This is a genomic window from Actinomadura rifamycini DSM 43936 (assembly GCF_000425065.1).
Taxonomy (GTDB): domain Bacteria; phylum Actinomycetota; class Actinomycetes; order Streptosporangiales; family Streptosporangiaceae; genus Spirillospora; species Spirillospora rifamycini.
In genome coordinates this window covers 440,615-462,906 of sequence record NZ_AULB01000007.1, presented here as the reverse complement: position 1 = coordinate 462,906, position 22,292 = coordinate 440,615, and the positions used below count along the sequence as shown (strand labels likewise).

Sequence of the window (22,292 nt, the reverse complement as noted above, 5' to 3'; positions counted from 1 at the left end):
GGCCCGCGGGACGCGCGTCCCGCGGGCCCGGCCGCGCCGCTTGCTCCGGAGCCCGCCGCACCCCGGCGGGCGGGGCCCGGGTCAGGGCTTGGCGGTGCCGGCCGCCGCCGGCTCCGGCTCGCCCCCGCGCCCGTCCGTGTCGCCGTCCGTGTCGCCGTCCGGACGGTCGGGGCCGCCGCCGTGGTGGTCGTCCAGCATCGTGGCCTCGTCGAACGGGTCCTCCCCGGCGAGGACGCGGCGGGCCTTGTCCCGGTCGAACTCGCGGGTCCAGATGCCGATGACGACGGTCGCGACGGCGTTGCCCGCGAAGTTGGTGAGGGCGCGGGCCTCCGACATGAAGCGGTCGATGCCGACGATGAAGCCGACGCCGTCCACCAGCTCGGGCTTGTGCGACTGGAGCCCGCCGGCGAGGGTGGCGAGCCCGGCGCCGGTGACGCCCGCGGCGCCCTTCGAAGCGATGATCATGAAGAGCAGCAGCGGGATCTGCTCGCCGACCGACAGCGGCTGGTCCTGCGCGGACGCGATGAACAGCGTCGCCATCGTCAGGTAGATGGCGGTGCCGTCGAGGTTGAACGAGTAGCCGGTCGGGACGGTGATGCCGACGACCGGGCGGCTGATCCCGAGGTGCTCCATCTTCGCGATGAGGCGGGGCAGCGCCGACTCCGAGGAGGACGTCGACAGGATCAGCAGGAACTCGCGGGCGAGGTAGCGCAGCAGCGTGAACACGTTGATCCGGGCGACCGCCCACAGCACGGCGCCGAGGATCACGAAGACGAACACGACGCAGGTGATGTAGAAGCCGACCATGATGACGGCGAGGCTGCGCAGCGCGTCCCAGCCGCTGGAGCCGACGACCGCCGCGATCGCGCCGAACGCGCCGACCGGCGCCGCCCACATGATCATGGACAGCACGCGGAAGACGAGCTTCTGGAGGTGCTCGATGCCGCGCAGGATGGGGGCGCCCGCCGCGCCGAGCTGCTGCAGCGCGAACCCGACCAGCAGCGCGACCAGGAGCGTCTGCAGGACCTCGCCCGTGGTCAGCGCCGACACGAGCGTGTCGGGGATGATCCCGAGCAGGAAGTCGACGGTGCCCTCGCCGCCCTCGGCCTGCTCGTGCGCCGACGACACGCTCGACGGGTCGAGGTGCATGTTCTCGCCCGGGTGCAGCATGTTGCCGACGACCAGGCCGATCGTCAGCGCGAACGTCGACATCAGCAGGAAGTAGCCGATCGTGATGACGCCGACCTTGCCGACGCTGGCCGCGCGGGCGACCGAGCCGACCCCGAGCACGATCGTGCAGAAGATGACCGGCGCGATCATCATCTTGATCAGTTTGACGAAGCCCTCGCCGATCGGCTTCAGTTCGAGCGCGAAGTCCGGCGCGGCGATCCCGACGGCCACGCCGGCGATCACGGCCGCGATGACCGCGAGATACAGGTAGTGCATGCGGTCCTTGCGCTTGCGGCCCGCTGGGGTGGGAGTGGCGGTCACAGTTCTGTCTCCTCTGCTCAATCCGGCGGGCACACTATGCGCGCGGCCTGTGACCCCAGTCACGTTTGTGTACATTTCGTTCACGTGTCGGGCACCGGAGGTTTGCGGAAGGTGAAGGCGCTGGCAGCGGCGTCCTACGGACGCTGGAGCCTGGCGCGGCGGCTGCTCGTGCTGCAGGCCGTCGTCGTCGGGCTGCTCGTCGTCGTCGGCACCGCCCTGGCCGGACTGGACGCCCGCCGCGCGGCGCACGACCGCGCCGAGCAGACCGTCACGGCCGTCGCCGAGAGCATCGCCGACTCCCCGAACCTGCGGGCCGCGCTCGACGGGCCCGACCCGACGTCCGTCCTGCAGCCCTACACCGAGCTGATCAGGCACGACACCGGCATCGACTTCATCACGATCATGGCGCCGGACGGCACCCGCTACACCCACCCGGAGCCCGCGCGGATCGGCGGCCGGTTCATCGGCACCACCGCCCCCGCCCTCGCGGGGCGCACGTTCAGCGAGACCTACACCGGCACCCTCGGCCCGTCCGTCCGGACGGTCGCGCCCGTGTTCGGCGACGCCGCGTCCGGTGAGCGGGGCCGCGTGGTGGCGCTGGTCGCGGTCGGCATCACCGTCCGGGAGATCTCCGCGGAGTTCGAGGAGCGGCTCGTGTCGCTCGCCCTCGTCGCCGTCGCGGTGCTGGGCGTCGGGATCGCCGGCAGCTACCTGATCTCCGCCCGGCTGCGCCGCCAGACGCGCGGCGCCGCGCCCCGCGAGCTGCGCGAGATGTTCGACTACTACGAGGCGATCCTGCACGCCGTCCGGGAGGGGCTGCTGCTGACCGACCGGGCCGGCCGCGTCGTGCTGTACAACGACGCGGCCCGCGACCTGCTCGGGCTGCCGCCGGCCGGGCGGGCGCGCGGCCGCCCCGCCGCCGACCTCGGGCTGCCGGACGCGCTGACCGCGGCGCTCGTGTCGCCCGCGCCGCGCTCGGACGAGATCCACGTGGGGGACACGCGGGTCCTGGTCGTGAACACCTCGCCCGTCCGGTCCGGGGACCGCGCGATGGGGAACGTCGTGACGCTGCGGGACCACACCGAGCTGCAGGGCCTCACCGGCGAGCTGGACACCGTGCGCGGGTTCGCCGAGTCGCTGCGGTCGCAGGCGCACGAAGCGGCGAACCGCCTGCACACGGTGGTGTCGCTGGTGGAACTCGGCCGTCCGGAGCAGGCCGTGGAGTTCGCGACGTCGGAGCTCGCGGCGGCGCAGCGGCTCACCGACCGGGTCGTCGGCGCGGTGAGCGAGCCGGTGCTGGCGGCGCTGCTGCTCGGCAAGTCCGCCGAGGCCGCCGAACGCGGCGTCGAGCTCGACCTGGGCGCCGACTCGGCGCTCGACGGCCCGGCGGGCGGCGTCGAGCCGCGCGACCTCGTCACGATCCTCGGCAACCTGATCGACAACGCGGTGGACGCGGCGGTCGCCGGGGCCGGCCGGCGGCCGCCCCGGGTGACGGTCACCGTGCGGTCCGCGCCGGACGCGCTGCTGCTGACGGTCGCCGACAGCGGCCCGGGCGTCGACCCGGCGGCCGTCCCGGACCTGTTCCGGCGCGGCTGGACGACCAAGGACGCCGGCGACGACGCGGTGGGGCGCGGCCTCGGCCTCGCGCTCGTCGGGCAGGCGGTGCGCCGCAACGGCGGGACCGTCGAGGTGCGGAGCGCCGAGGCGGGCACGGAAGAGGGCCGCGGGGAGTCGGGGGCGGAGTTCGCCGTCCGGCTGCCGGTCCGCGAACGGACGGAGGAGACGGTGCGATGAGCGGCACGAACGGCGGCGCGGCGATCCGGGTGCTGGTGGTGGAGGACGAGCGCGTCGCGGCGGAGGCGCACCGCGTCTACGTCGAGCGGGTCCCCGGGTTCGAGGTGGCGGGGGTCGTCCACTCGGGCGCGGACGCCCTGCGGTTCTGCCGCCGCGAGCCCGTCGACGTCGTCCTGCTGGACTTCTACCTGCCCGACACGCACGGCCTCACCGTGTGCCGGGCGCTGCGGGCCGAGGGCCGCGACGTGGACGTCATCGCCGTCACGTCCGCGCGGGACCTGACCGTCATCCGGTCGGCGGTGTCGTCCGGGATCGTCCAGTACCTGCTGAAGCCGTTCACGTTCGCGTCGCTGCGGGAGCGGCTCGAACGGTACGCGCGGTTCCGCGACCAGACGGCGCGGGACGGGGAGGTCGCGGGGCAGGCCGACGTGGACGGGATGCTCGCCGCGCTCCGCGCCCCGGGGCAGCCGGCGCTGCCGAAGGGGATGAGCGGCGACACGCTGGAGCGGGTCAGCGCGGCGCTGTCCGGCGCGGCGGACGGGCTGTCGGCCGCGGCCGTCGCCGACCTGACCGGCGTCTCCCGCGTCACCGCCCGCCGCTACCTGGAGTACCTCGCCGACAACGGGCTGGCCGCGCGCCGCCCCCATTACGGGCAGATCGGACGCCCCGAGGTGCGCTTCTACCCGGAGCGCGCGCAGGCCGCCGGGTAGAACGGGTGCGACTCGGGGTACCACTGGGACGAAGGTTCGTCAGTGCAACGACATCGGGGGAGTTGTCGTGGGTGACGTGAGCGACAAGACCGAGCGCAGGACCCAGGGCGAGGGGGCCCGCGACGCCGCGGCCGAGGGCGACGAGCGGGCGCCCGCGCGGGACGCCGGGCAGCGCCGCAAGGGCGCGGCGCCGAAACCGGGCGACGCCGCGCGCAAGATGCGCGCGATGTTCAAGGGGTAGGCGGCTCGGCGGAGGCGTTCCCGTGCGAGGGCCGGTGGGCGCCACCGGCCCCTTCGCATCCCCGCAAAAGCGCGTTGACCTGGGCTTTGTCCATTTTTTCGGTTTTGCTTCGGCGGTAGCGAGCATCACCCTGACGTTACCGACGCATTTGGGGGGACGTCGTGAGTCAGGACGACGGGCGGACCGGCCAGGGCACGACCGGGACGATGCACAAGCCGCCGCAGCAGCAGTCGCGGCGGCCCGAATCGGGGGGCCGCAGCGAGCTGGTCACGCAGGGCGGGAAGACCACGATCGCCGACGTGGTGGTCGCCAAGATCGCGTCGATGGCCGCCCGGCAGGTCGGCGGCGTGTACGCGATGGGCGCCGGGATGAGCCGCACGATCGGCTCGATGCGCGAGCGGATGCCCGGCATGTCGAGCGACACCACGCAGGGCGTGCAGGTGCAGGTCGGGGAGCGGCAGGCCGCCGTGGACATCGACGTCGTCGTCGAGTACGGCGTCTCCATCCCGGACCTGGCGAACGCGGTCCGCCGCAACGTCAGCAACGAGATCGAGCACATGTGCGGGCTGGAGGTCGTCGAGGTGAACATCGCCGTCGACGACGTGCACCTCGCCGAGGAGGACGAGCAGCAGCAGCCCGAGGAGCCGCGGGTCCGATGATCACTTGGACGAACGCGCCGGAGCGGTCCGCGGTGCCGCGGCAGACCGGGCCGGCCCCCGGTGCGGGCGCGGCCCCCGCCGCGGGACCGGCGGCGCCGCCGGTCGAGCCGTCGCCGGCCGAGGTCCTCGCCGAGCGCATCGCCGAACGGGTGCTGTCGTGCGCGGACGTCGTGGCGCTGACGGCCGGCCCGCACGGCCGCGTCGCGACCTACCGGCCGGGCGCCCCGTTCGCGGGCGTCGCCGTCCGCGCCGGCGTGGTCGAGGTCGGGATCGTCGCCCGGTACGGGCGGCCGCTGCCGCTGGTCGCCGAGGACGTCCGCGGGCTCGTCCGCCCGCTGTGCGAGGGGCGCGCGGTCGACGTGCTGATCGGAGACCTCGCCGACGCGGCGAGCTGAGGGGGAGATCCGGATGGACATGAGACTGCTGTGGCCGCTGGTCGGCCTGGCGTTCGGCATCGCGCTCGGGTTCGCGGGCGCGTTCGGCGGCTTCGGCGCGTTCTTCATCGTGCTGCTGCTCGGCGCGTTCGGCTTCCTGGTGGGCCGCGCCATCGAAGGCGAGCTGGACATCCGGCAGCTGTTCACGCTGAACACCGGGAAGCGGCCGCGATGACCGCGCCGCCCGGCGCCCGGCGGGCCGCGCCGCCGGACGCACGGGGCGAGACGCGGATCAGCGACCGGGCCGTCGCGCGCATCGCGGCCCGCGCCGCCGGCGAGGTCGAGGAGTCCGGCGGGCTCGGCCGCTCGGTGCTCGGCGTGCCCGTCCCCGGGCGCCGCACCGCCCGCACCGAGGTCCGGGTGGACGGCCACATCGTCACCGCGCGGGTCGCGCTGTCGGTGACCTACCCGATGCCGGTGCGGGAGACGGCCCGCCGCGTCCGCGACACCGTGCGCGAACGGGTCGAGCGGCTGACCGGGCTGACCGTCCGGCAGGTGGACGTGGACGTCGCCGAGCTGGAGCACCCGGCCGCGCGTGAGAGGACGGTCCGATGACGACGCACGCGGGGCACGTCCGCCCGCCCCGTACCGGGCACGCCGACCGGGCCGTCCGGGCCCGCGAGGCCGACCGGGCCGCCCGGCACGCGTTCCGGTCCCGGCGCGTCCGGGTCGCGACGCTCGCCGCGGTCCTGCTGACCGCCGCCGCCGTCTTCACCGCCATCGAGGTGATCACCGGCCTGCTCGACCGGCCCTGGCACCTGATCCCGTACGAACGGGTCTCGGACGCCGCCTGGAACGACCCGAAGGTCCTCGGCATCACCGCCGCGCTCGCCGCGCTGGGCCTGCTCTTCGTCCTCGCCGGGCTGCTGCCCGGCCGCACCCGCATGGTGCCGCTGCAGGGCGACGACCCGGACGTGATGATGGGCGTGAACCGGCGCGGGCTGAAGCGCGCCGCCGCTGCCGCCGCCGAGGACGCCCCCGGCGTCTCGCGCGTCCGCAAGGTGAAGCTCGGCCGCCGCACGGTGAAGGTGCGCGCCGAGACGCCCGTGCACGATCCCGAGGGCCTCGGGCAGGGCGTCGCTTCGTCCGTCCAGGAGCGGCTCGACCGGCTCCGGCCGTTCCCGCCCCGCGCGGTCAAGGTCCGCCTCCGGGCCGAGGGGGACTGATGGACCGGCACCCCGCCCGCACGAACCGCACCGGCCTCATCGTGCTGGGCGCCGTCCTGCTCGCCGCCGGCGGGGCGGGCCTCGCCCGCGGCGCCGGCCTGTTCGCCGACCCGTCCGCGCGGGTGCTGTCCTCGGACGTCCGGCGGTTCGCCGAGGACAACGCGTGGTTCTGGCCCGCGATCGCGGCCGCCGCCGTCGTCCTCGCCCTCGTGGGCGTCCTCTGGCTGGTCGGGCAGGTCCGCACCCGCCGCGTCCCCGAACTCGCGATGGAGCCGGACCCCGACGGCGGCCGGACGCGCCTGTCGGCGAAGGCCGTCACCGGGGCGCTGGAGCGGGAGATCGAGGAGTACCCGGGCGTCCGCCGGGTCCGCGCCCGGCTGCTCGGCTCGTCCCGCGAGCCCGAGCTGCACCTCAGCGTCGCCTACGGGCACCGTGCGGACGCCGCCGACCTGCGCCGCCGCATCCAGGAGGAGGGCGTCCCCCGCCTGTGCGCCGCGCTCGAGCGCGAGACGGTGCCGACGGTCGTCCGGCTGCGCCTGGTGCCGAAGGACGAACCGACGACCGTCGTCTGAAGCCTTGACTGCGCTTTGGAACGCGTATGGGCCGCGGGTGCCGGATATGCGACTAATGTCCGAATACAGAACCTGACGTCGAGAGCAAGAGGAGGCGCGCTTGTCCCACCACCCACGCACGGGCGGCTCCGCAGAGGGGCTCTACGACGTACGGAGGGAACACACGGATCACGGCAGGGGCCCCTTCCACTGAGCGGCCCGCCGGCCCGGGGGCGCGGCACTTCCCATTTCCACCGCGCCCCCCGGGCCTTCACCTGCCCCGGCACCCGCCCGCGGCGGAATGCCGCGTCGATTACCACGAGGTCGGGCGAGTGATCACACCTTCCCCCAGCCGGTCGCGCAGCGGGGCGTCCTCGTTGATGACCTCCCCGAGCAGCGCCCGGTGCTCGCCGCGTCCGCCGGCCCGCGCAAGCCTCGCGAACAGCGCCTCGCGCATCTCGAAGACGAGGTCGGCGGCCTCCTCGATCGTGGGCGTGGCGTCGGTGGCGGCGCCGCTCGGGTCGTTCGGGTGGTCCGGCCGATCAGCGCACATACCGCGCAGCCTAGGACTGAGCGTCAGCATTCGATGACGTTGACGGCCAGGCCGCCTCGGCTCGTCTCCTTGTACTTGTCGAGCATGTCGCGGCCGGTGTCGCGCATGGTCTTGATCGCCTTGTCGAGCGTGACGAAGTGGCGGCCGTCGCCGCGCAGCGCGATGCGGGCCGCGCTGATCGCCTTGACGGCGCCGACGGCGTTCCGCTCGATGCACGGCACCTGGACGAGCCCGCCCACCGGGTCGCACGTCAGCCCGAGGTTGTGCTCGATGCCGATCTCGGCCGCGTTCTCCACCTGCGCGGGCGTCCCGCCGAAGACCTCGGTGAGGCCGGCCGCCGCCATCGAGCAGGCCGACCCGACCTCCCCCTGGCAGCCCACCTCCGCGCCGGAGATGGACGCGTTCTGCTTGAACAGCACGCCCATCGCCCCGGCGGCCAGCAGGAAGCGGACGATCCCGTCGTCGTCCCGTCCGGGGACGAAGCGGTCGTAGTAGTGCAGGACGGCCGGGACGATGCCCGCGGCCCCGTTCGTCGGGGCGGTGACGATCCGGCCGCCCGCCGCGTTCTCCTCGTTGACGGCGAGCGCGAACAGCGTCACCCAGTCCATCGCGTGCAGGGGGTCGGCGGGCTTCTCCGCCATGAGCTGCCGGTGCAGCTGGGGCGCGCGGCGGCGGACCTTCAGGCCGCCGGGCAGCAGGCCCTCGCTGTCGCAGCCGCGGTCGACGCACGCCCGCATGACCCGCCAGAGGTCCAGGAGGCCCGCGCGGATCTCGGCGGTCGAGCGGCCGAACGCGCGCTCGTTCTCCAGCATGAGCCCCGAGACCGACAGGCCCGTGTCCGCGCAGCGCTCCAGCAGCTCGGCGGCCGTGTCGAAGCGGTGCGGCAGGACGGTGTCGTCCGGCTTGATGCGGTCGGCGCCGGCCGCGTTCTCGTCCACGACGAACCCGCCGCCGACCGAGTAGTACACCCTCGCGCGCAGTTCGTTTCCTGCGTCGTCGAACGCGGTGAACCGCATGCCGTTCGGGTGCCCCGGCAGCGACTCCTTCCGCTCGAACACCAGGTGCTCGCCGACCTCGAACGGGACGTCCCGGGCGCCGAACAGCCGCAGCGTCCCGCGGGCGCGGACGTCCGCGACGCGCTCGTCGGCCGTGTCGACGTCCACGGTCTCGGGCTTGTCGCCCCCCAGGCCGAGGATCACGGCCTTGTCGCTGCCGTGCCCCTTGCCCGTCAGCCCGAGGGACCCGTACAGGACGGCCCGGACGGACGCCGTCTTCTCCAGCAGCCCGTCCCGGTCCAGGCCGCGGGCGAACCGGTGCGCGGCCGCCATCGGGCCGCCGGTGTGCGAGGACGAAGGGCCGATACCGATCTTGAACAGGTCGAAAACGCTGATGGCCATGGATGCCCCCGCGCTCCCCTCCGCCCGGCGCCCGGGCGGAGGGGAGCGGCGATCTAGAGGTTCGGGTACAGCGGGTGCCGGTCCGCGAGGGTCTTCACCCGCGCGGCCAGCGCGTCCCGGTCGAACGACGGCTGGAGCGCCAGCGCGATCACGTCGGCGACCTCGGCGAAGTCCTCCGTCGTGAAGCCGCGGGTGGCCAGCGCCGGGGTGCCGATCCGCAGCCCGGACGTCACCATCGGCGGGCGCGGGTCGTTCGGGACGGCGTTCCGGTTGACGGTGATCCCGATGTCGTGGAGGCGGTCCTCGGCGTCCCGCCCGGTCAGCTCCGAGTCCACGAGGTCGACCAGGACCAGGTGGACGTCGGTGCCGCCGGTCAGCACCTTCACCCCGGCCTTCGCCGAGTCCTCGGCGAGGAGCCGCTCGGCCAGGATCTTCGCGCCCTCGACGGTGCGCGACTGCCGCGCGCGGAACTCGTCCGACCCGGCGATCTTCAGCGCCACCGCCTTCGCGGCGATCACGTGCTCCAGCGGCCCGCCCTGCATGCCCGGGAACACCGCCGAGTTGATCTTCTTGCCGTACTCCTCGCGGGACAGGATCAGCCCGCCGCGCGGCCCGCCCAGCGTCTTGTGCGTCGTCGTGGTGACGATGTCCGCGTGCGGGACGGGCGAGGGGTGCAGGCCCGCCGCGACGAGCCCCGCGAAGTGCGCCATGTCGACCATGAGCAGCGCCCCGACCGAGTCGGCGATCTCCCGGAACGCCGCGAAGTCGAGCTGCCGCGGGTACGCCGACCAGCCGGCCACGATCATCTTCGGCCGGTGCTCGGCCGCCAGCGCGGCGACCTCGTCCATGTCGACCCGGCCGTCCTCCGCGCGCACGTGGTAGGGCACCACGTTCAGCACCTTGCCGGAGTAGTTCAGCCGCATCCCGTGGGTGAGGTGCCCGCCGTGCGCGAGGTCCAGCCCGAGGATCGTGTCGCCGTGCTGCAGCAGCGCGAAGTACACGGCCGTGTTGGCCTGCGCGCCGCTGTGCGGCTGGACGTTCGCGTGCTCGGCGCCGAACAGCTCCGTGGCGCGGTCGATCGCGAGCTGCTCGGTGACGTCCACGTACTCGCAGCCGCCGTAGTAGCGGCGGCCCGGGTAGCCCTCGGCGTACTTGTTCGTCAGGACCGAGCCCTGCGCCTCCAGCACCGACGTCGGCGCGAAGTTCTCCGACGCGATCATCTCCAGCGTCGACTGCTGGCGCCGCAGCTCGGCGCCGACGGCCTCGGCGACCTGCGGGTCGGCCTCGGCCAGCGAGGCGTACAGGGAGGAGGACACGCTCACGCCTCCTCGATGAGCTTGCCGTAGGCGGCCGCGTCGAGCAGGTCGCCGGGCGCCTCGGAGATGCGCACCTTGAAGATCCAGCCCTCCCCGTACGGGTCGTCGTTGATCACGCTGGGCTCGTCCGCGACGCCGGTGTTGATCGCGGTGATCTCGCCGGTGACCGGGGAGTACAGGTCGCTGACCGACTTGGTCGACTCCACCTCGCCGCAGGGCTCGCCCGCCTCGACGGTGTCGCCCTCGGACGGCTGCAGCTCGAGGTAGACGATCTCCCCGAGGGCCTCGGCGGCGTGGGCCGTGATCCCGACCGTGACGATGCCGTCCTCGGGCGCCTGCCCGCTGTCGTCGAGACCGGCCACCCACTCGTGCTCTTCGCTGTAGCGGAGCTGCTCCGGAACGCTCACGTTGTTGCTCTCTCTTTCAGGAACGCTTGTAGAACGGCAGGGCGACCACGTCGACCGGTTCGGCCCGGCCGCGGACGTCCACGGCCAGCCCGGACTCCTCGACACCGGTGTCGAGGTACGCCATGGCGATCGGCTTGCCCAGTGTGGGCGACGGCGCGCCGCTCGTCACGACGCCGCACGGAGCGCCGTCGGACGTGACGACCGCATACCCCTTGCGGGGCGCGCGACGCCCCCGCGCCACCAGTCCCACGAGCCTACGGCCCGCGGGGGTCTGCGCCTGCGCCGCCAGGGCGGACTTCCCGACGAAGTCGACGGGCTTGTCCAGTTTGACGACACGGCCCAGCCCGGCTTCGAACGGGGTGGTCTCGGCCGTCAGCTCGTTGCCGTACAGCGGCATCCCCGCCTCCAGCCGGAGGCTGTCGCGGGCCGCGAGGCCGCACGGGACGACGCCGTCCGCGGCCGCGAGCTCCCGCCACAGCCGGACGGCGTCGCCCGCGTCGACGAACAGCTCGAAGCCGTCCTCGCCGGTGTAGCCGGTGCGGGCGACGAGCACGTCGATGCCGGCGACCCGGTCGGCGAGCACGGAGTAGTACGCGAGGCCGTCGAGCGGGGCGCCGGTGAAGCGCGCGAGGGTCTCCTGCGCGTGCGGGCCCTGCAGCGCGACGAGCCCGTAGGCGGCCGAGCGGTCCTCGACGGCCGCGTCGAACCCGCGCGCCCGCTCGGCGAGGGCGTCGTGGACGACGTCCGCGTTCGCGGCGTTCGCGACCACCATCCACGTCTCGTCCGCGAGCCGGTACACGATCAGGTCGTCGAGCACGCCGCCGTCGGGGGCGCAGATCATCGTGTAGCGGGCCTTGCCGACCTTCATCGGCGACAGGTTGCCGACGAGCGCGTGGTCGAGCGCCTCCCCGGCGCCCGGCCCGGAGAGGAAGACCTCCCCCATGTGGGACAGGTCGAACAGCCCCGCGCCGGTGCGGACGGCGCGGTGCTCGGCCGTCTCGCTCGCGTAGCGCAGCGGCATCAGGTACCCGGCGAAGTCGACGAGGTGCGCGCCGAGGTCCGTGTGGACGTCGTGCAGCGGCGTCGTCTTCGCGCTCGGAGTCTTCGCGTTCGGATCGGCGGACATGGGTTCGGCTCCTTCGTCACGGGCGCGACGTGGTCCATCGTCCCACTCGCGCACCGGGCGGCTCGGTGCCTCCCCCTCTGTCATCGGCGCCTGAGAGCTTCACCCGCGGCGGACGGCGGGCTTTCACCTTCGGCGGGGGACCGGGGTCCCCGCTTTCCAGAGGTCGCCTGGTCCGTGCGGTCCGTGGGCCTGAGAGGTTCCGGGGAGGATTTGCTCCTTCGGCGTCCCGGGCCGGCTGCCGGGGACTCTCCCGCACGGGATCAACGGCTTCGCGTCAGGCTAGCAGCGGCGTCGCCGGACCGACCAGCCCCGCACCGTCCGGCGGGCGGGCCCGGCGGACGGACGGGGCCGCGCCATCACGCGCGCCACCGGGGGCGCGCGGATATCGGCGGCTTCGCCAACCGGCTCGTCCATATTTGGGCGTCATGCGCAAAATGACCTTCGGAATGGGCGATTCCCGGGGCATCCGGACGGCCCGCCGCATGACGTACGCTGAGTTGGTTCACGGAGATCACCCCGCCGGGCGGGGCTCGGACGACCGGAGGGGCGTGACGCATGGGCTGGCTGGCCGGCGTACTCATCCTTTTCTTCGGCCTGATGGCGTCCATCGCGCTGCACGAACTGGGGCACTTCTCCTTCGCCAAGCTGTTCAAGGTGCGCACGACCCAGTTCATGGTCGGCTTCGGCCCCACGCTGTGGTCGCGGCACAAGGGCGAGACCGAGTACGGGATCAAATGGATCCCGCTCGGCGGCTACATCCGGATGATCGGCATGCTGCCGCCCCGCAAAGGCGACAAGCCCGGCGAGATCCGGCAGATCAGCACCGGCCCGTGGCAGGGGCTGATCGAGTCGGCGCGCGGCGCGGCCCTCGAAGAGGTCCGGCCCGGTGACGAGAACCGCGTCTTCTACGCCAAGCCCTGGTGGCAGAAGCTGCTGATCATGTTCGGCGGCCCCGCGATGAACCTGCTGCTCGCGGTGGTGTTCTTCGGCATCCTGATCATGGGCCTCGGCACGTACGTGAGCAAGCCCGTCATCAACCAGGTCTCCGACTGCATCATCCCCGCGAGCCAGGCCGCGAACGTCGACACCTGCCCCGCGGGCGCCACGCCCACCCCGGCGCGGCAGGCCGGGCTCCAGTCCGGCGACCGCGTCGTCTCGTTCGGCGGCACCCGCATCGAGGACTACGAGCAGCTCCAGCTCCTGATCCGCGACTCGGCGAACAAGACCGTCCCGATGACGATCGAGCGCGACGGGCGGACGCAGCGGGTGAGCGTCCCGATCGCGCGCAACGAGCTGGCCAGCCTGGACGACCCGGACAAGGTCGTCACCGTCGGGTTCCTCGGCATCACCCCCACCCGCGAGCTCGAACGCCAGGGGCCCGGCGCCGTCGCCGAGCACATGGCCGACCTCACCGGCCGCACCGTCGAGGCGCTGCTCAACATGCCGCAGAAGATGGTCGGCGTGTGGGAGGCGGCGTTCGGCGGCGAGGAGCGCGACCCGAACGGGCCGGTCGGCGTCGTCGGGGTCAGCCGGTTCGGCGGCGAGATCGCCGCGTCCGACGCGCTCACCGGGCAGGAGAAGGTCTCCTACTTCGTCATGCTGCTCGGCTCGCTGAACCTCGCGGTCGGGCTGTTCAACCTCGTCCCGCTGCTCCCGCTGGACGGCGGCCACATCGCCGGCGCCCTGCTGGAGGCGCTCAAGAAGTTCTTCGCGAAGGTCTTCCGCAGGCCCGACCCCGGCTACGTGGACGTCGCCAAGGCGCTGCCCGTCACGTACGCCATGGCGATCGTGCTGATCGTCATGGGCGGCCTGCTGATCTACGCCGACCTGGTGAACCCGATCCGGCTCATGTGACGCCGCCGCCCGGCGCGTCCGGTCCGGCGTCCGGTCCGACGTCCGGCAGGTCGCCGGTCTCCAGGAACCGCTCGAGCGCCACCAGGTACGGCGCGATGTCGAGCCCCTGCGTGCGCAGCCAGGTGTCCGACCCGTACGTCCCCGCGTACCGCTCGCCGCCGTCGCAGATCAGCGTCACGACGCTGCCGCGCTCCCCGCGCGCCCGCATCTCGGTGACCAGCCGCGCCACGCCCCACATGTTCGTGCCCGTCGACCCGCCCACGCTGCGCCCGCCGACCGCGCTCGTCCACCGCATCGCCGCGATCGACGCGGCGTCCGGTACCCGGATCATCCGGTCGATCACCGTCGGCAGGAAGGACGGCTCGACGCGCGGGCGCCCGATGCCCTCGATGCGCGAACCGGATGCCGTCCGCCCCGGGTCGTGGTCCTCGAACGAGCCGTAGAACGCCGAACCCTCCGGATCGACCACCGCGAGCCGCGTCTGGAACCGCCGAAAGCGGACGTAGCGGCCGATCGTCGCGGACGTCCCGCCCGTCCCGGCGCCCACCACCACCCAGGACGGCTCGGGGAACCGCTCCAGCCGGAGCTGCTCGAAGATCGACTCGGCGATGTTGTTGTTGCCGCGCCAGTCCGTCGCCCGCTCGGCGAACGTGAACTGGTCCATGAAGTGCCCGCCGCACTCGGCCGCGAGCCGCCGCGACTCGTCGTAGATCGCGCCCGGCTCGTCCACCAGGTGGCAGCGCCCGCCGTGGAACTCGATCAGCGCGATCTTCTCCGGGCTCGTCGACGCCGGCATCACCGCGACGAACGGCAGCCCCAGCAGCCGCGCGAAGTACGCCTCCGACACCGCCGTCGACCCGCTGGACGCCTCGATGATCGTCGTGTCGCGGGTGATCCACCCGTTCGCCAGCCCGTACAGGAACAGCGACCGCGCCAGCCGGTGCTTCAGCGAGCCCGTCGGATGCACCGACTCGTCCTTCAGGTACAGGTCGATGCCCCACTCGGGCGGCAGCGGGAACACGTGCAGGTGCGTGTCCGCGCTGCGGTTCGCGTCCGCCTCCACGAGCCGGATCGCCTCGGCGATCCAGGCGCGCCCGCCGGGGTCGCAGCGATCCACGGTCCCGCCCACGGTTCCCCCCTCGATCGTCCATGATCGGCAGGTTCCCACGATAACGGTGCAAGTCACCGGGCATCATGGAGCCCACGGGGGGCTCATGATCCAACTGTTCGAGCAACGCATCGTCGACACCGGCCGCCTGCCGCTGTTCGGCTTCTTCGTCGCGTTCATCGTCACGTTCGTCCTCACGCGGGTGAACGTCCGGCTGATCCGGGCGAACGTCCGCTGGTGGTTCCGCAACGTGAAGGCGGGCGACGTCCACATCCACCACGTCGTCTTCGGCGTCGTCCTCATGCTGGTCGGCGGCGTCGCGAGCCTCGCCGTCCCGGACGGCCGCGTCGGGTTCGACCTCGCCGCCGCGGTCGTCTTCGGCATGGGCTCGGCGCTTGTCCTCGACGAGTTCGCGCTGATCCTGCACCTCAGCGACGTCTACTGGACGGAGAAGGGCCGCGCGTCCGTCGACGCCGTGTTCGTCGCGATCGCCGTCACCGGGCTGCTGCTGCTCGGCGTCAACCCGCTCGGCGTCGAGGGCTCGCCGCTCCCGTCCGTCCCGGGCGTCCAGGTCGAGCTGATCTCCGGGTTCTACGCGGCGTCCCTCGCGGTCAACCTCGTCTTCGCCGTGATCACGCTGCTCAAGGGGAAGATCTGGACGGGCCTCATCGGCCTGTTCGTGCCCGCGCTGCTGCTCGTCGGCGCGGTCCGCGTCGCCCGTCCGGGCTCGCCCTGGTCCCGCTGGCGGTACGACGCCGACTCGCGCAAGTTCGCGCGCGCCGTCCGCCGCGAGAAGCGGATCCGCCGCCCGCTCATCCGCGGCAAGATCTGGGTGCAGGAGTTCATCGCCGGACGCCACGACCTGATCCCGCCCGAACTGCGGCACCGCCGCGCCGCCGCCGACGGCGCCCGCCGCCGCAGGCTCGTCCGCCACCGGCGCCGCGCCGCCGCCCGCGCCCGGCGCGGCACGGTCGCCGACGTCCGGATCCGCGCCGCGGCGAGGCTCCGGGCCCGCCGCGCCGAGCCCGCCCGCGGCGACGCGCCCCGCAACCCGCGCCTGCGCCTCGGCCGCGACCGCGCGCCCCGCCCCCGGGACGCGCCCGCCCCCGAGTACGCCGCCCGCCGCCCGAACGGCGGTGACGGGTCCGCCCCCGGCCGCACGGGCGGAACCGAGCCCGCGGAGCGCGGCTAGCGCCCGGAACGTCGCACCCGCCTGAGACGATCGGGTCGGTGCGGAAGGACTCCTGGGGAGGCTGCGGATGGCGGACGGCACGGGTGCGCACGAGCGGGCCGGACGGCCCGAGGAGCTGAGCCGGTTCGTCGTGGAGCGGCTGAACGCGGGCGACGTGGACGGGCTGGTGGCGCTGTACGAGCCGGACGCGGTGCTCGCCCTGCCCGGCGGCGGCGTCGCCACCGGGCACGCCGAGATCCGGCGGGCGTACGAGCGGCTCGTCGCGGACGGGCCCGTGTTCGCGCCCGGAGAGCAGCGGCCCACCCTCCGGCGGGGCGACCTGGCGCTGACGTCGGTGCGGCTGCCGGACGGCGGGGCCACCGCCGAGGTCGCCCGGCGGCAGCCGGACGGCACCTGGCTGTGGGTCATGGACCAGCCGCGGGTCGTGTGACGCGGCGGGTCAGTCCATGACGGGGGCGACGGCGCGGACGGTGTCGATCGTGTCGGCCTCGCCCGCGGACTTGTCGGGGCGGTAGCGGAGCACGCGGGCGAAGCGGAGCGCGATGCCGCCGGGGTAGCGGGTGCTGTGCTGGACGCCGTCGAACGCGATCTCGACGACGAGTTCGGGACGGACGTGCACCGTCCAGTCGTCCTCGCGGACGGCGAGCTCCCGCAGCGTGCGCGTCTGCCAGGCGAGGAGTTCGTCCGTCAGGCCCTTGAAGGTCTTGCCGAGCATGACGAACCCGCCGGACTCGGGGTCGCGCGCGCCGAGGTGCAGGTTCGACAGCAGCCCGCTGCGGCGGCCGTGCCCCCACTCGGCGGCGAGGACGACGAGGTCGAGCGTGTGGCGCGGCTTGACCTTGATCCAGCCGGCGCCGCGGCGGCCCGCCGTGTAGGGGGTGTCGAGGGACTTGACGACGACGCCCTCGTGGCCGCGCGCGACGGCCTCGTCGAACACCGCCTTCGCCGCCGCCGGGTCGCCGGTGACGAGCCGGGGCATCCTCAGGTGCTCGGGGACGATCCGGGCGAGCGCGGCGCCGCGTTCGGCGCCGGGCGCGTCGAGCAGGTCGGCGCCGTCCAGGTGCAGGACGTCGAACAGGTACAGGGTGAGCGGGACGGGTTCGGTGTCCTTCGCGGTGCGGGTGGCGGTGCGGGCGCCGGTCACCTGGAACGGGTGCGGGCGCCCGTCGGGCCGCAGCGCGATCAGCTCGCCGTCGAGGACCGCGTCGCGCACCGGCAGCTCCCGGACGGCCGCGACGACCTCGGGGAGCCGCTCGGTGATGTCGTCGAGCGTCCGGGTGAACACGCGCACCGCGCCGCCCGACACGTGCACCTGCGCGCGGACGCCGTCGAGCTTCCACTCCACGGCGGCCTCCGCGGCGAGCTTGCCGAACGCGTCGTCGATGGACGGCGCCGCCGCGGCGAGCATCGGCTTCACCGGGCGCCCGACCTCGAGCGTGAAGGCCCGCAGCCCCGCGGCGCCGTCGGCGAGCGCGGCGGCCGCGACCGGTCCGAGCGCGCCGCGCAGCATGAACGCCCGCCGGACGTCCGCCGCCGGCACGCCCGCGGCGGCCGCGATCGCCTCGGCCATCAGGCCGTCCAGCGCGCCCTGCCGCAGCTCCCCGGACAGCAGCCGGACGAGGAAGTCCTGCTCGCCGCGCGTGGCGCGGCCCATCAGCCCGGCGACGAGCTCGCGGCGGCGGGCGACCGACCCCTTGCCGGACACGGCGCCGATCTCGGTGAACGCCGCGTCGACCTCCGCGACCGTCAGCTCCGGGGCGTCCGCGGGCGGCGGCAGGTCGCGCAGGGACGCGTAGCCCACGCCGATCTGCCGCTGCGGCAGCTCCCCGGACAGGTAGGCCACGACGACCGGTGCCTCCCGCGCCCCCGCCCGGCCGAGGCACTCGGCGAGCGCGGCGACTTTGGCCTTGCGCCCGGAGGTCTCGGCGACGACGGCCGACGTCCGGGCGACCTCGATGATCCGCACGCTTCCCATTGTGACCGGGCGGTCTGACAAAACGATCGGCCGGGGGACCTGGTCAGTCCGGGCGTCCCTGACTACGTTGACGAACGTGGGGAGATCGGGCGCGGACGCGGCGAGCCGGGAGGGCACGGGCCTTCCGCGGCCGCCCGAGCCGTTCGAGCGGGTGTACTCGGCGCCCGATCCGCCGTCGCCGTCCCGCCGTCCGGGCCTGCTGGCGGTGCTGGCGGTCGCGGTGGTGCTGGGCGCCGCGGGCGGCGGGGTGCTGCTGCTGCGGTCGGGGGAGGAGCCCGCCCCCCGGACGGCCGCGCCGTCGCCGACCGGTCCGGCCTCGGCCGCCCCCTCGCCGGCGGAGCCCGCCCCGGCGGAGCCGATCGCGGCGCTGCCCGAACCGTGCGGGATGGTGACCGACGAGACCGTCCGGCGGACGGTCCCGGACGCGCGGCAGCGGGACAGCGCGAACTCGACGCTCACCACGTGCACGTACTCGTCGACCGGTTCGGCGTTCCGCTGGCTGCGGGTGGAGGCGCACCTGTACGCGCCCGCGAACACGGCCACGCCGGTGGAGGACGCGCGGCGGTCCTTCGACGCGCAGTGGCGGCAGGCGCACGAGGCGCCGCTCGTCCGGACGGTGACGCTGGAGCGGCAGCCGGGCCTCGGCGACGAGGCGTACCGGTGGTTCAAGAGCGACGAGGGGCAGCCGACGGTCGTCGGGCAGGTGACCGCGCGGACCCGGAACGCAGTGATCACGGTCAGCTACAGCGAGCGCGGCGAGAGTGCCGCGCAAGAACGGCGATGCCTCGACGCGGCGGCCGCCGTGGCGCGAGAAGTTCTCACGTCTCTACAATTCTGACCTGAATCGGCCGATCATGGCATATTTACTGTCAGTACCTTCTAGGGTGTGGGGGTAAAGGGGAGGGAGTTCGCCGGTCGAGTCCCCGGTCGGGACGCGATCGGCGGGCGTGCGATGCCTTCGGGGAGGAGGAGGTCGACGACGTGGCCGGGCCATCGGACGGAGTTTCCTGGGTGTGAACCCCAGGTCGGCAACATGTTCTCGTCGAAGGGCCGCGGAGTGGACTCCACTCCGCGGCCCTTTCCGTTGCCGGAGCCGGACCATTGCACGCGATTAGAGTGCCATTCGGTAATGTCATGCTCGACATCGAGATAAATGGCACCCTTCAACGGGTTCGCGTTATCGGTGCAAGCAGTCCAGCGCGCTCCCAGACGCCGCGGGCGCGGCCGTCCAGGAAACCGACCTCGTCGAAGAAACCGGTGCACTTGCGGAACGCCCACGTCAGCGTCGCCCGCCGGTGGGCGCTCCGCGCGGCCGCCCGCTTCGCGGCCTTCGGGTCCAGCCCCACGGCCTCGTAGCACGACGGATGGATCACCTGGGACGCCATGAACCGGGTCGCCCGCGCCAGCCCGTAGGCGGCGGCGCGCCGCCGCGCCGGGGCGGCCCGCGCGACCAGCCGCTTCAGCTCCTCCCGCGCGTACTTGATGTGCCGGGCCTCCTCGATGACGTGGATCCGCGTCACCTGCCGGACCATCGGCTGGACGTCCTCGTCGGGGAACGTCAGCCGCTGGAAGGCGTCGGTGAACTCCTCGACGACGAGCGTCCCGGCGAACATCGGCATCGGGTCGTACACGACGCCGAGCAGCTTCGCCGCCTGGAACTCGACCGCCCGCGGACGGTGCGTGCGCAGCCCGCACGTCCGCACCATGCGGGCGAACATCGTGGAGTGCCGGCACTCGTCGGCGATCTCCGTCAGCGCGTACGCGACGTGCTCGCTGTCGTACCGCTTCCGGTACGCGTGCATGACGAGCGACTGCATCAGCAGCATCTCCGACCAGATGCCGAACGAGGCGATGCTGCACACCTCGTGCTTCGACAGCTCGACCCGCCGCCGGTGGCTCATGGCGTCCCACAGCGGGGTCTCGTAGAGGGACACGAGCTGCGGCGGCATGTAGAAGACGTCGGGGTCCTGGGGGGCGTCCCAGTCGACGTCCGCCTCGGGGTCGAAGGAGTGCTTGCGGGACGTCCGCAGGAGGCGTTCGGCCACGACCTCGCGGTCGGTCAGCTCCAGCGTGTGGTCGCCGTCCCGGCACCGGATCCGCGCGGTCCGGTTCCGGGCACGGTCTTGCTGGACGAGGGCTTCGGGGGGCATGGGTCCGGCTCCTCTCACCGGGGCGGGGGTCGTTCGAAGCAGGGGGCGTCTCCCCGCGTCCCGGGTGCGCGGTACGAGCGGACGGCCGCCGCGGCCGCCGTGCCCGCGCCTACCGGGGGGCGGGGATGCGGGCGATGAGGCGCATGGCTCCCGGCGAGAGCCGGGAGAGGGTGTGCAGGAGGTGGCCCTCGAAGTTGATCGGGACGACGGCGCGGTTCTTGATGATCGCTTCGACGACCCGTTCGGCGACCTTCTCGGGCGGGTAGTTGCGCAGCCGCATGGCCCGCTGGGTGCGCTCCTTCAGGCGCGCCTGCTCGGCGGCGGTGCCGCCGACGACGATGCCGTTCCGGACGATGCCGGTGCTGGCGAACCCGGGGCAGATGGCGCTGACCCCGATGCGGTGCCCGGCGAGCTCGGCCCGCAGGCTCTGGGTGAGCATGAGCACCGCCGACTTCGTGGTGGAGTAGGCGGGCACGGCGCGGGACGGGGCGAAGGCGGCGGCGGACGCGATGTTGACGATGTGGCCGCCGAAGTTCGGCTTGTCGGGCTTGTTGGGCAGCGCCTCGACGCGGTCGACCATCTGCTTGCCGAACAGGCGGGAGCCGTGGATCACGCCCCACAGGTTGACGCCGAGGATGCGCTCCCAGTCCTCGGTGCCGGTGTCCATGAAGGGGCCGCTGACGATGATGCCCGCGTTGTTCACGACGATGTCGGGGACGCGGTGGGTGTCCTTCACCTCGGCGGCGAACGCCTCCATCGCGGCCCGGTCGGAGACGTCGACCTCGTACGACGCGCCGCCGGAGCCGAGCGTCTTGGCCAGTTCGACCGTCCGCTCGGCGGCGGGCAGGTCGATGTCGGCCGCGATCACCGTGGCGCCCCGCTCGGCGAGGGCGAGCGTGATCGCCCGGCCGAACCCGCTGCCGGCTCCGGTGACGACGGCGAGCGCGCCGTCGAAGTGCGCGAGGGGCATGCCAACCTCCGTGAACAACGTCCCGATGAGTGGGCTCTAAGGTACTCAGCCGGAGGACGCCTCCGCGATGACGGTGTCGACCTCGGCTTTGCGGGCGGCCTCCTCGGCGGCGAAGCGTTCGCCGTCGAGCCGGTCCGCGATCTCCTCGTCCTGGTTCATCAGGGCGTCGAGATCGGCCTTCCCCATCTCGAGGACGCCCATGTCGTCGTAGGTCTTCCGGATGCGCTCGCTCCACAGCCCGATGTCCTTGACGCACGGGACGATCCGGCTGAACAGCATGCTCTGGAACATCCGCATGTACGGCGAGTTCTCGATCATCTCGTCGATCTCGGCCGGCGGGATCCCGATGTTCTCCCAGACCTCGCGGCCCCGGATGCGGTCGCGCATGAGGTGGCAGCCCTCGATGACGAAGTCCTCGCGCTCGCGGAGTTCGGCGGGGGAGAGCTGCTTGTAGTAGTCGCGGAGGGCGAGCCGCCCGAACGCGACGTGCCGCGCCTCGTCCTGCATGACGTAGGCGAGGATCTGCTTCGGCAGCGGCTTGGTGGTGACGTCGCGCATGACGCCGAACGCGGCGAGCGCGAGGCCCTCGATGAGCACCTGCATGCCGAGGTAGGGCATGTCCCAGCGGGAGTCGGCGAGGGTCTCGTCGAGGAGTTCCTGGAGCTTGGTGTTGATGGGGTAGACGAGGCCGATCTTCTCCTGGAGGAACTTGGAGAAGAGCTCGACGTGGCGGGCCTCGTCCATCGCCTGGGTGGCGGAGTAGAACTTGGAGTCCAGGTCCGGGACGGACTCGACGATGCGGGCGGCGGTGACCATCGCGCCCTGCTCGCCGTGCACGAACTGGGAGAACTGCCAGGACGCCGAGTGCCTGCGCAGCTCGCCGCGGTCCTTCTCCGACATCCTGTCCCAGTGCTTCGTCCCGTAGACGGCGAGCGACTGGTCGGGGACGCCGAGGACGTCGTGCGGATCGACCTCCAGGTCCCAGTCGATGCGCTTGGCGGAGTCCCACTGCTTGTCCTTGCCCTTCTGGTACAGGGCGAGGAGCCGGTCGCGGCCGTCGTCGTACTCCCACGTGAACCTGGTGTCTCCGGTGATGGGGACGTTCCAGGTGGACGTGTCGACGGGCGAGGTGTAGAGATCATGGGTCGACATCGGCGTTCCCCCTCGAGGACGCAACGTACGGCGTACGTCCGACGTA

At 73.2% G+C, this 22,292-nt stretch carries 24 protein-coding genes and 2 riboswitches; of the genes, 13 read left to right on the top strand and 11 right to left on the bottom strand.

The features are described 5' to 3' along the window. Positions 1–81: 81 nt before the first annotated feature. Complete coding sequence (locus tag H505_RS39880) at positions 82–1,491, bottom strand: cation:dicarboxylate symporter family transporter (protein WP_245592436.1); 1,410 nt, start codon at positions 1,489–1,491, stop codon at positions 82–84. 111 nt (positions 1,492–1,602) lie between these two features. Between H505_RS39880 and H505_RS0104905 the strand changes: the two genes are divergently transcribed. From H505_RS0104905 to H505_RS0104865, 9 genes are all read left to right on the top strand, one after another. Then, complete coding sequence (locus H505_RS0104905) at positions 1,603–3,285, top strand: sensor histidine kinase (protein ID WP_245592435.1); 1,683 nt, start codon at positions 1,603–1,605, stop codon at positions 3,283–3,285. Next, positions 3,282–3,995 carry a response regulator gene (locus H505_RS0104900; RefSeq protein ID WP_026401075.1) on the top strand — a complete coding sequence of 238 codons (714 nt, stop codon included), beginning with the start codon at positions 3,282–3,284 and terminating at the stop codon, positions 3,993–3,995. The genes H505_RS0104905 and H505_RS0104900 overlap by 4 nt, the downstream gene beginning before the upstream one ends. Positions 3,996–4,071: 76 nt before the next feature. Further along, entirely contained in the window at positions 4,072–4,236 is a 165-nt protein-coding gene (locus H505_RS49695) for a hypothetical protein (protein WP_157432904.1), read from the top strand. 161 nt (positions 4,237–4,397) lie between these two features. After that, positions 4,398–4,895, top strand: coding sequence for an Asp23/Gls24 family envelope stress response protein (locus tag H505_RS0104890; protein WP_026401074.1), 498 nt, complete (start codon positions 4,398–4,400; stop codon positions 4,893–4,895). Further along, entirely contained in the window at positions 4,892–5,290 is a 399-nt protein-coding gene (locus tag H505_RS51430) for a hypothetical protein (protein WP_245592434.1), read from the top strand. Before H505_RS0104890 ends, H505_RS51430 begins: the two co-directional genes overlap by 4 nt. A gap of 13 nt (positions 5,291–5,303) precedes the next feature. Further along, positions 5,304–5,504 carry a hypothetical protein gene (locus H505_RS0104880; RefSeq protein ID WP_425248240.1) on the top strand — a complete coding sequence of 67 codons (201 nt, stop codon included), beginning with the start codon at positions 5,304–5,306 and terminating at the stop codon, positions 5,502–5,504. Continuing rightward, positions 5,501–5,884, top strand: coding sequence for an Asp23/Gls24 family envelope stress response protein (locus tag H505_RS0104875; RefSeq protein ID WP_026401072.1), 384 nt, complete (start codon positions 5,501–5,503; stop codon positions 5,882–5,884). The genes H505_RS0104880 and H505_RS0104875 overlap by 4 nt, the downstream gene beginning before the upstream one ends. Continuing rightward, entirely contained in the window at positions 5,881–6,495 is a 615-nt protein-coding gene (locus tag H505_RS0104870; protein ID WP_026401071.1) for a DUF6286 domain-containing protein, read from the top strand. The genes H505_RS0104875 and H505_RS0104870 overlap by 4 nt, the downstream gene beginning before the upstream one ends. Further along, entirely contained in the window at positions 6,495–7,067 is a 573-nt protein-coding gene (locus tag H505_RS0104865) for a hypothetical protein (RefSeq protein WP_026401070.1), read from the top strand. The genes H505_RS0104870 and H505_RS0104865 overlap by 1 nt, the downstream gene beginning before the upstream one ends. Positions 7,068–7,359: 292 nt before the next feature. Here the strand turns inward: H505_RS0104865 and H505_RS0104860 are convergent, their stop codons facing one another. The 5 genes from H505_RS0104860 to gcvT are packed head-to-tail and all read right to left on the bottom strand — an operon-like array spanning position 7,360 to position 11,845. Next, positions 7,360–7,599, bottom strand: coding sequence for a hypothetical protein (locus H505_RS0104860; protein WP_026401069.1), 240 nt, complete (start codon positions 7,597–7,599; stop codon positions 7,360–7,362). Between the two features lie 23 nt (positions 7,600–7,622). Continuing rightward, positions 7,623–8,996 (bottom strand): L-serine ammonia-lyase, encoded by a 1,374-nt coding sequence (locus H505_RS0104855; RefSeq protein ID WP_026401068.1) that lies wholly within the window; start codon positions 8,994–8,996, stop codon positions 7,623–7,625. A 53-nt stretch (positions 8,997–9,049) separates the two neighbouring features. Further along, on the bottom strand, positions 9,050–10,312 hold the full coding sequence (locus H505_RS0104850) for a serine hydroxymethyltransferase (RefSeq protein WP_425248239.1): 1,263 nt from the start codon (positions 10,310–10,312) through the stop codon (positions 9,050–9,052). Between the two features lie 2 nt (positions 10,313–10,314). After that, the gene (gene gcvH, locus H505_RS0104845; RefSeq protein ID WP_026401066.1) at positions 10,315–10,719 is read right to left on the bottom strand and encodes a glycine cleavage system protein GcvH; all 405 of its coding nucleotides are present in this window, start codon (positions 10,717–10,719) and stop codon (positions 10,315–10,317) included. 16 nt (positions 10,720–10,735) lie between these two features. Continuing rightward, a complete protein-coding gene (gcvT, locus tag H505_RS0104840; protein ID WP_026401065.1) occupies positions 10,736–11,845 on the bottom strand; it encodes a glycine cleavage system aminomethyltransferase GcvT in 1,110 nt (369 codons plus the stop codon). A gap of 74 nt (positions 11,846–11,919) precedes the next feature. After that, positions 11,920–12,008, bottom strand: a riboswitch (glycine riboswitch). A gap of 4 nt (positions 12,009–12,012) precedes the next feature. Next, a riboswitch (glycine riboswitch) is annotated at positions 12,013–12,108 on the bottom strand. A 292-nt stretch (positions 12,109–12,400) separates the two neighbouring features. Between gcvT and H505_RS0104835 the strand changes: the two genes are divergently transcribed. Then, the gene (locus H505_RS0104835) at positions 12,401–13,699 is read left to right on the top strand and encodes a M50 family metallopeptidase (protein WP_026401064.1); all 1,299 of its coding nucleotides are present in this window, start codon (positions 12,401–12,403) and stop codon (positions 13,697–13,699) included. Here H505_RS0104835 and cds1 read toward each other — a convergent pair. Next, positions 13,692–14,828, bottom strand: coding sequence for an L-cysteine desulfhydrase Cds1 (gene cds1 / locus H505_RS0104830; RefSeq protein ID WP_026401063.1), 1,137 nt, complete (start codon positions 14,826–14,828; stop codon positions 13,692–13,694). The two genes, H505_RS0104835 and cds1, sit on opposite strands and share 8 nt — an antisense overlap. Before the next feature lie 85 nt (positions 14,829–14,913). Here cds1 and H505_RS39870 point away from each other — a divergent pair, with 85 nt between their 5' ends. Beyond that, complete coding sequence (locus H505_RS39870) at positions 14,914–15,999, top strand: hypothetical protein (RefSeq protein WP_064743477.1); 1,086 nt, start codon at positions 14,914–14,916, stop codon at positions 15,997–15,999. Between the two features lie 67 nt (positions 16,000–16,066). Next, the gene (locus tag H505_RS0104820) at positions 16,067–16,429 is read left to right on the top strand and encodes a YybH family protein (protein WP_026401062.1); all 363 of its coding nucleotides are present in this window, start codon (positions 16,067–16,069) and stop codon (positions 16,427–16,429) included. 9 nt (positions 16,430–16,438) lie between these two features. Here H505_RS0104820 and H505_RS0104815 read toward each other — a convergent pair whose 3' ends face one another. Continuing rightward, positions 16,439–17,974, bottom strand: a complete 1,536-nt coding sequence (locus tag H505_RS0104815; protein ID WP_026401061.1) for an ATP-dependent DNA ligase — start codon at positions 17,972–17,974, stop codon at positions 16,439–16,441. 76 nt (positions 17,975–18,050) lie between these two features. Here H505_RS0104815 and H505_RS0104810 point away from each other — a divergent pair, with 76 nt between their 5' ends. Continuing rightward, positions 18,051–18,812 carry a hypothetical protein gene (locus H505_RS0104810; RefSeq protein WP_026401060.1) on the top strand — a complete coding sequence of 254 codons (762 nt, stop codon included), beginning with the start codon at positions 18,051–18,053 and terminating at the stop codon, positions 18,810–18,812. Positions 18,813–19,137: 325 nt separating this feature from the next. Here H505_RS0104810 and H505_RS0104805 read toward each other — a convergent pair whose 3' ends face one another. The 3 genes from H505_RS0104805 to H505_RS0104795 form a co-directional block, all read right to left on the bottom strand. Beyond that, the gene (locus tag H505_RS0104805; RefSeq protein WP_051300239.1) at positions 19,138–20,124 is read right to left on the bottom strand and encodes an AurF N-oxygenase family protein; all 987 of its coding nucleotides are present in this window, start codon (positions 20,122–20,124) and stop codon (positions 19,138–19,140) included. A gap of 109 nt (positions 20,125–20,233) precedes the next feature. Then, positions 20,234–21,094: an SDR family NAD(P)-dependent oxidoreductase gene (locus H505_RS39865; RefSeq protein ID WP_051300237.1), complete on the bottom strand. Its 861-nt coding sequence runs from the start codon at positions 21,092–21,094 to the stop codon at positions 20,234–20,236. Positions 21,095–21,139: 45 nt separating this feature from the next. Further along, positions 21,140–22,246, bottom strand: coding sequence for a ferritin-like domain-containing protein (locus tag H505_RS0104795; RefSeq protein ID WP_026401058.1), 1,107 nt, complete (start codon positions 22,244–22,246; stop codon positions 21,140–21,142). Between the last annotated feature and the right edge of the window lie 46 nt (positions 22,247–22,292).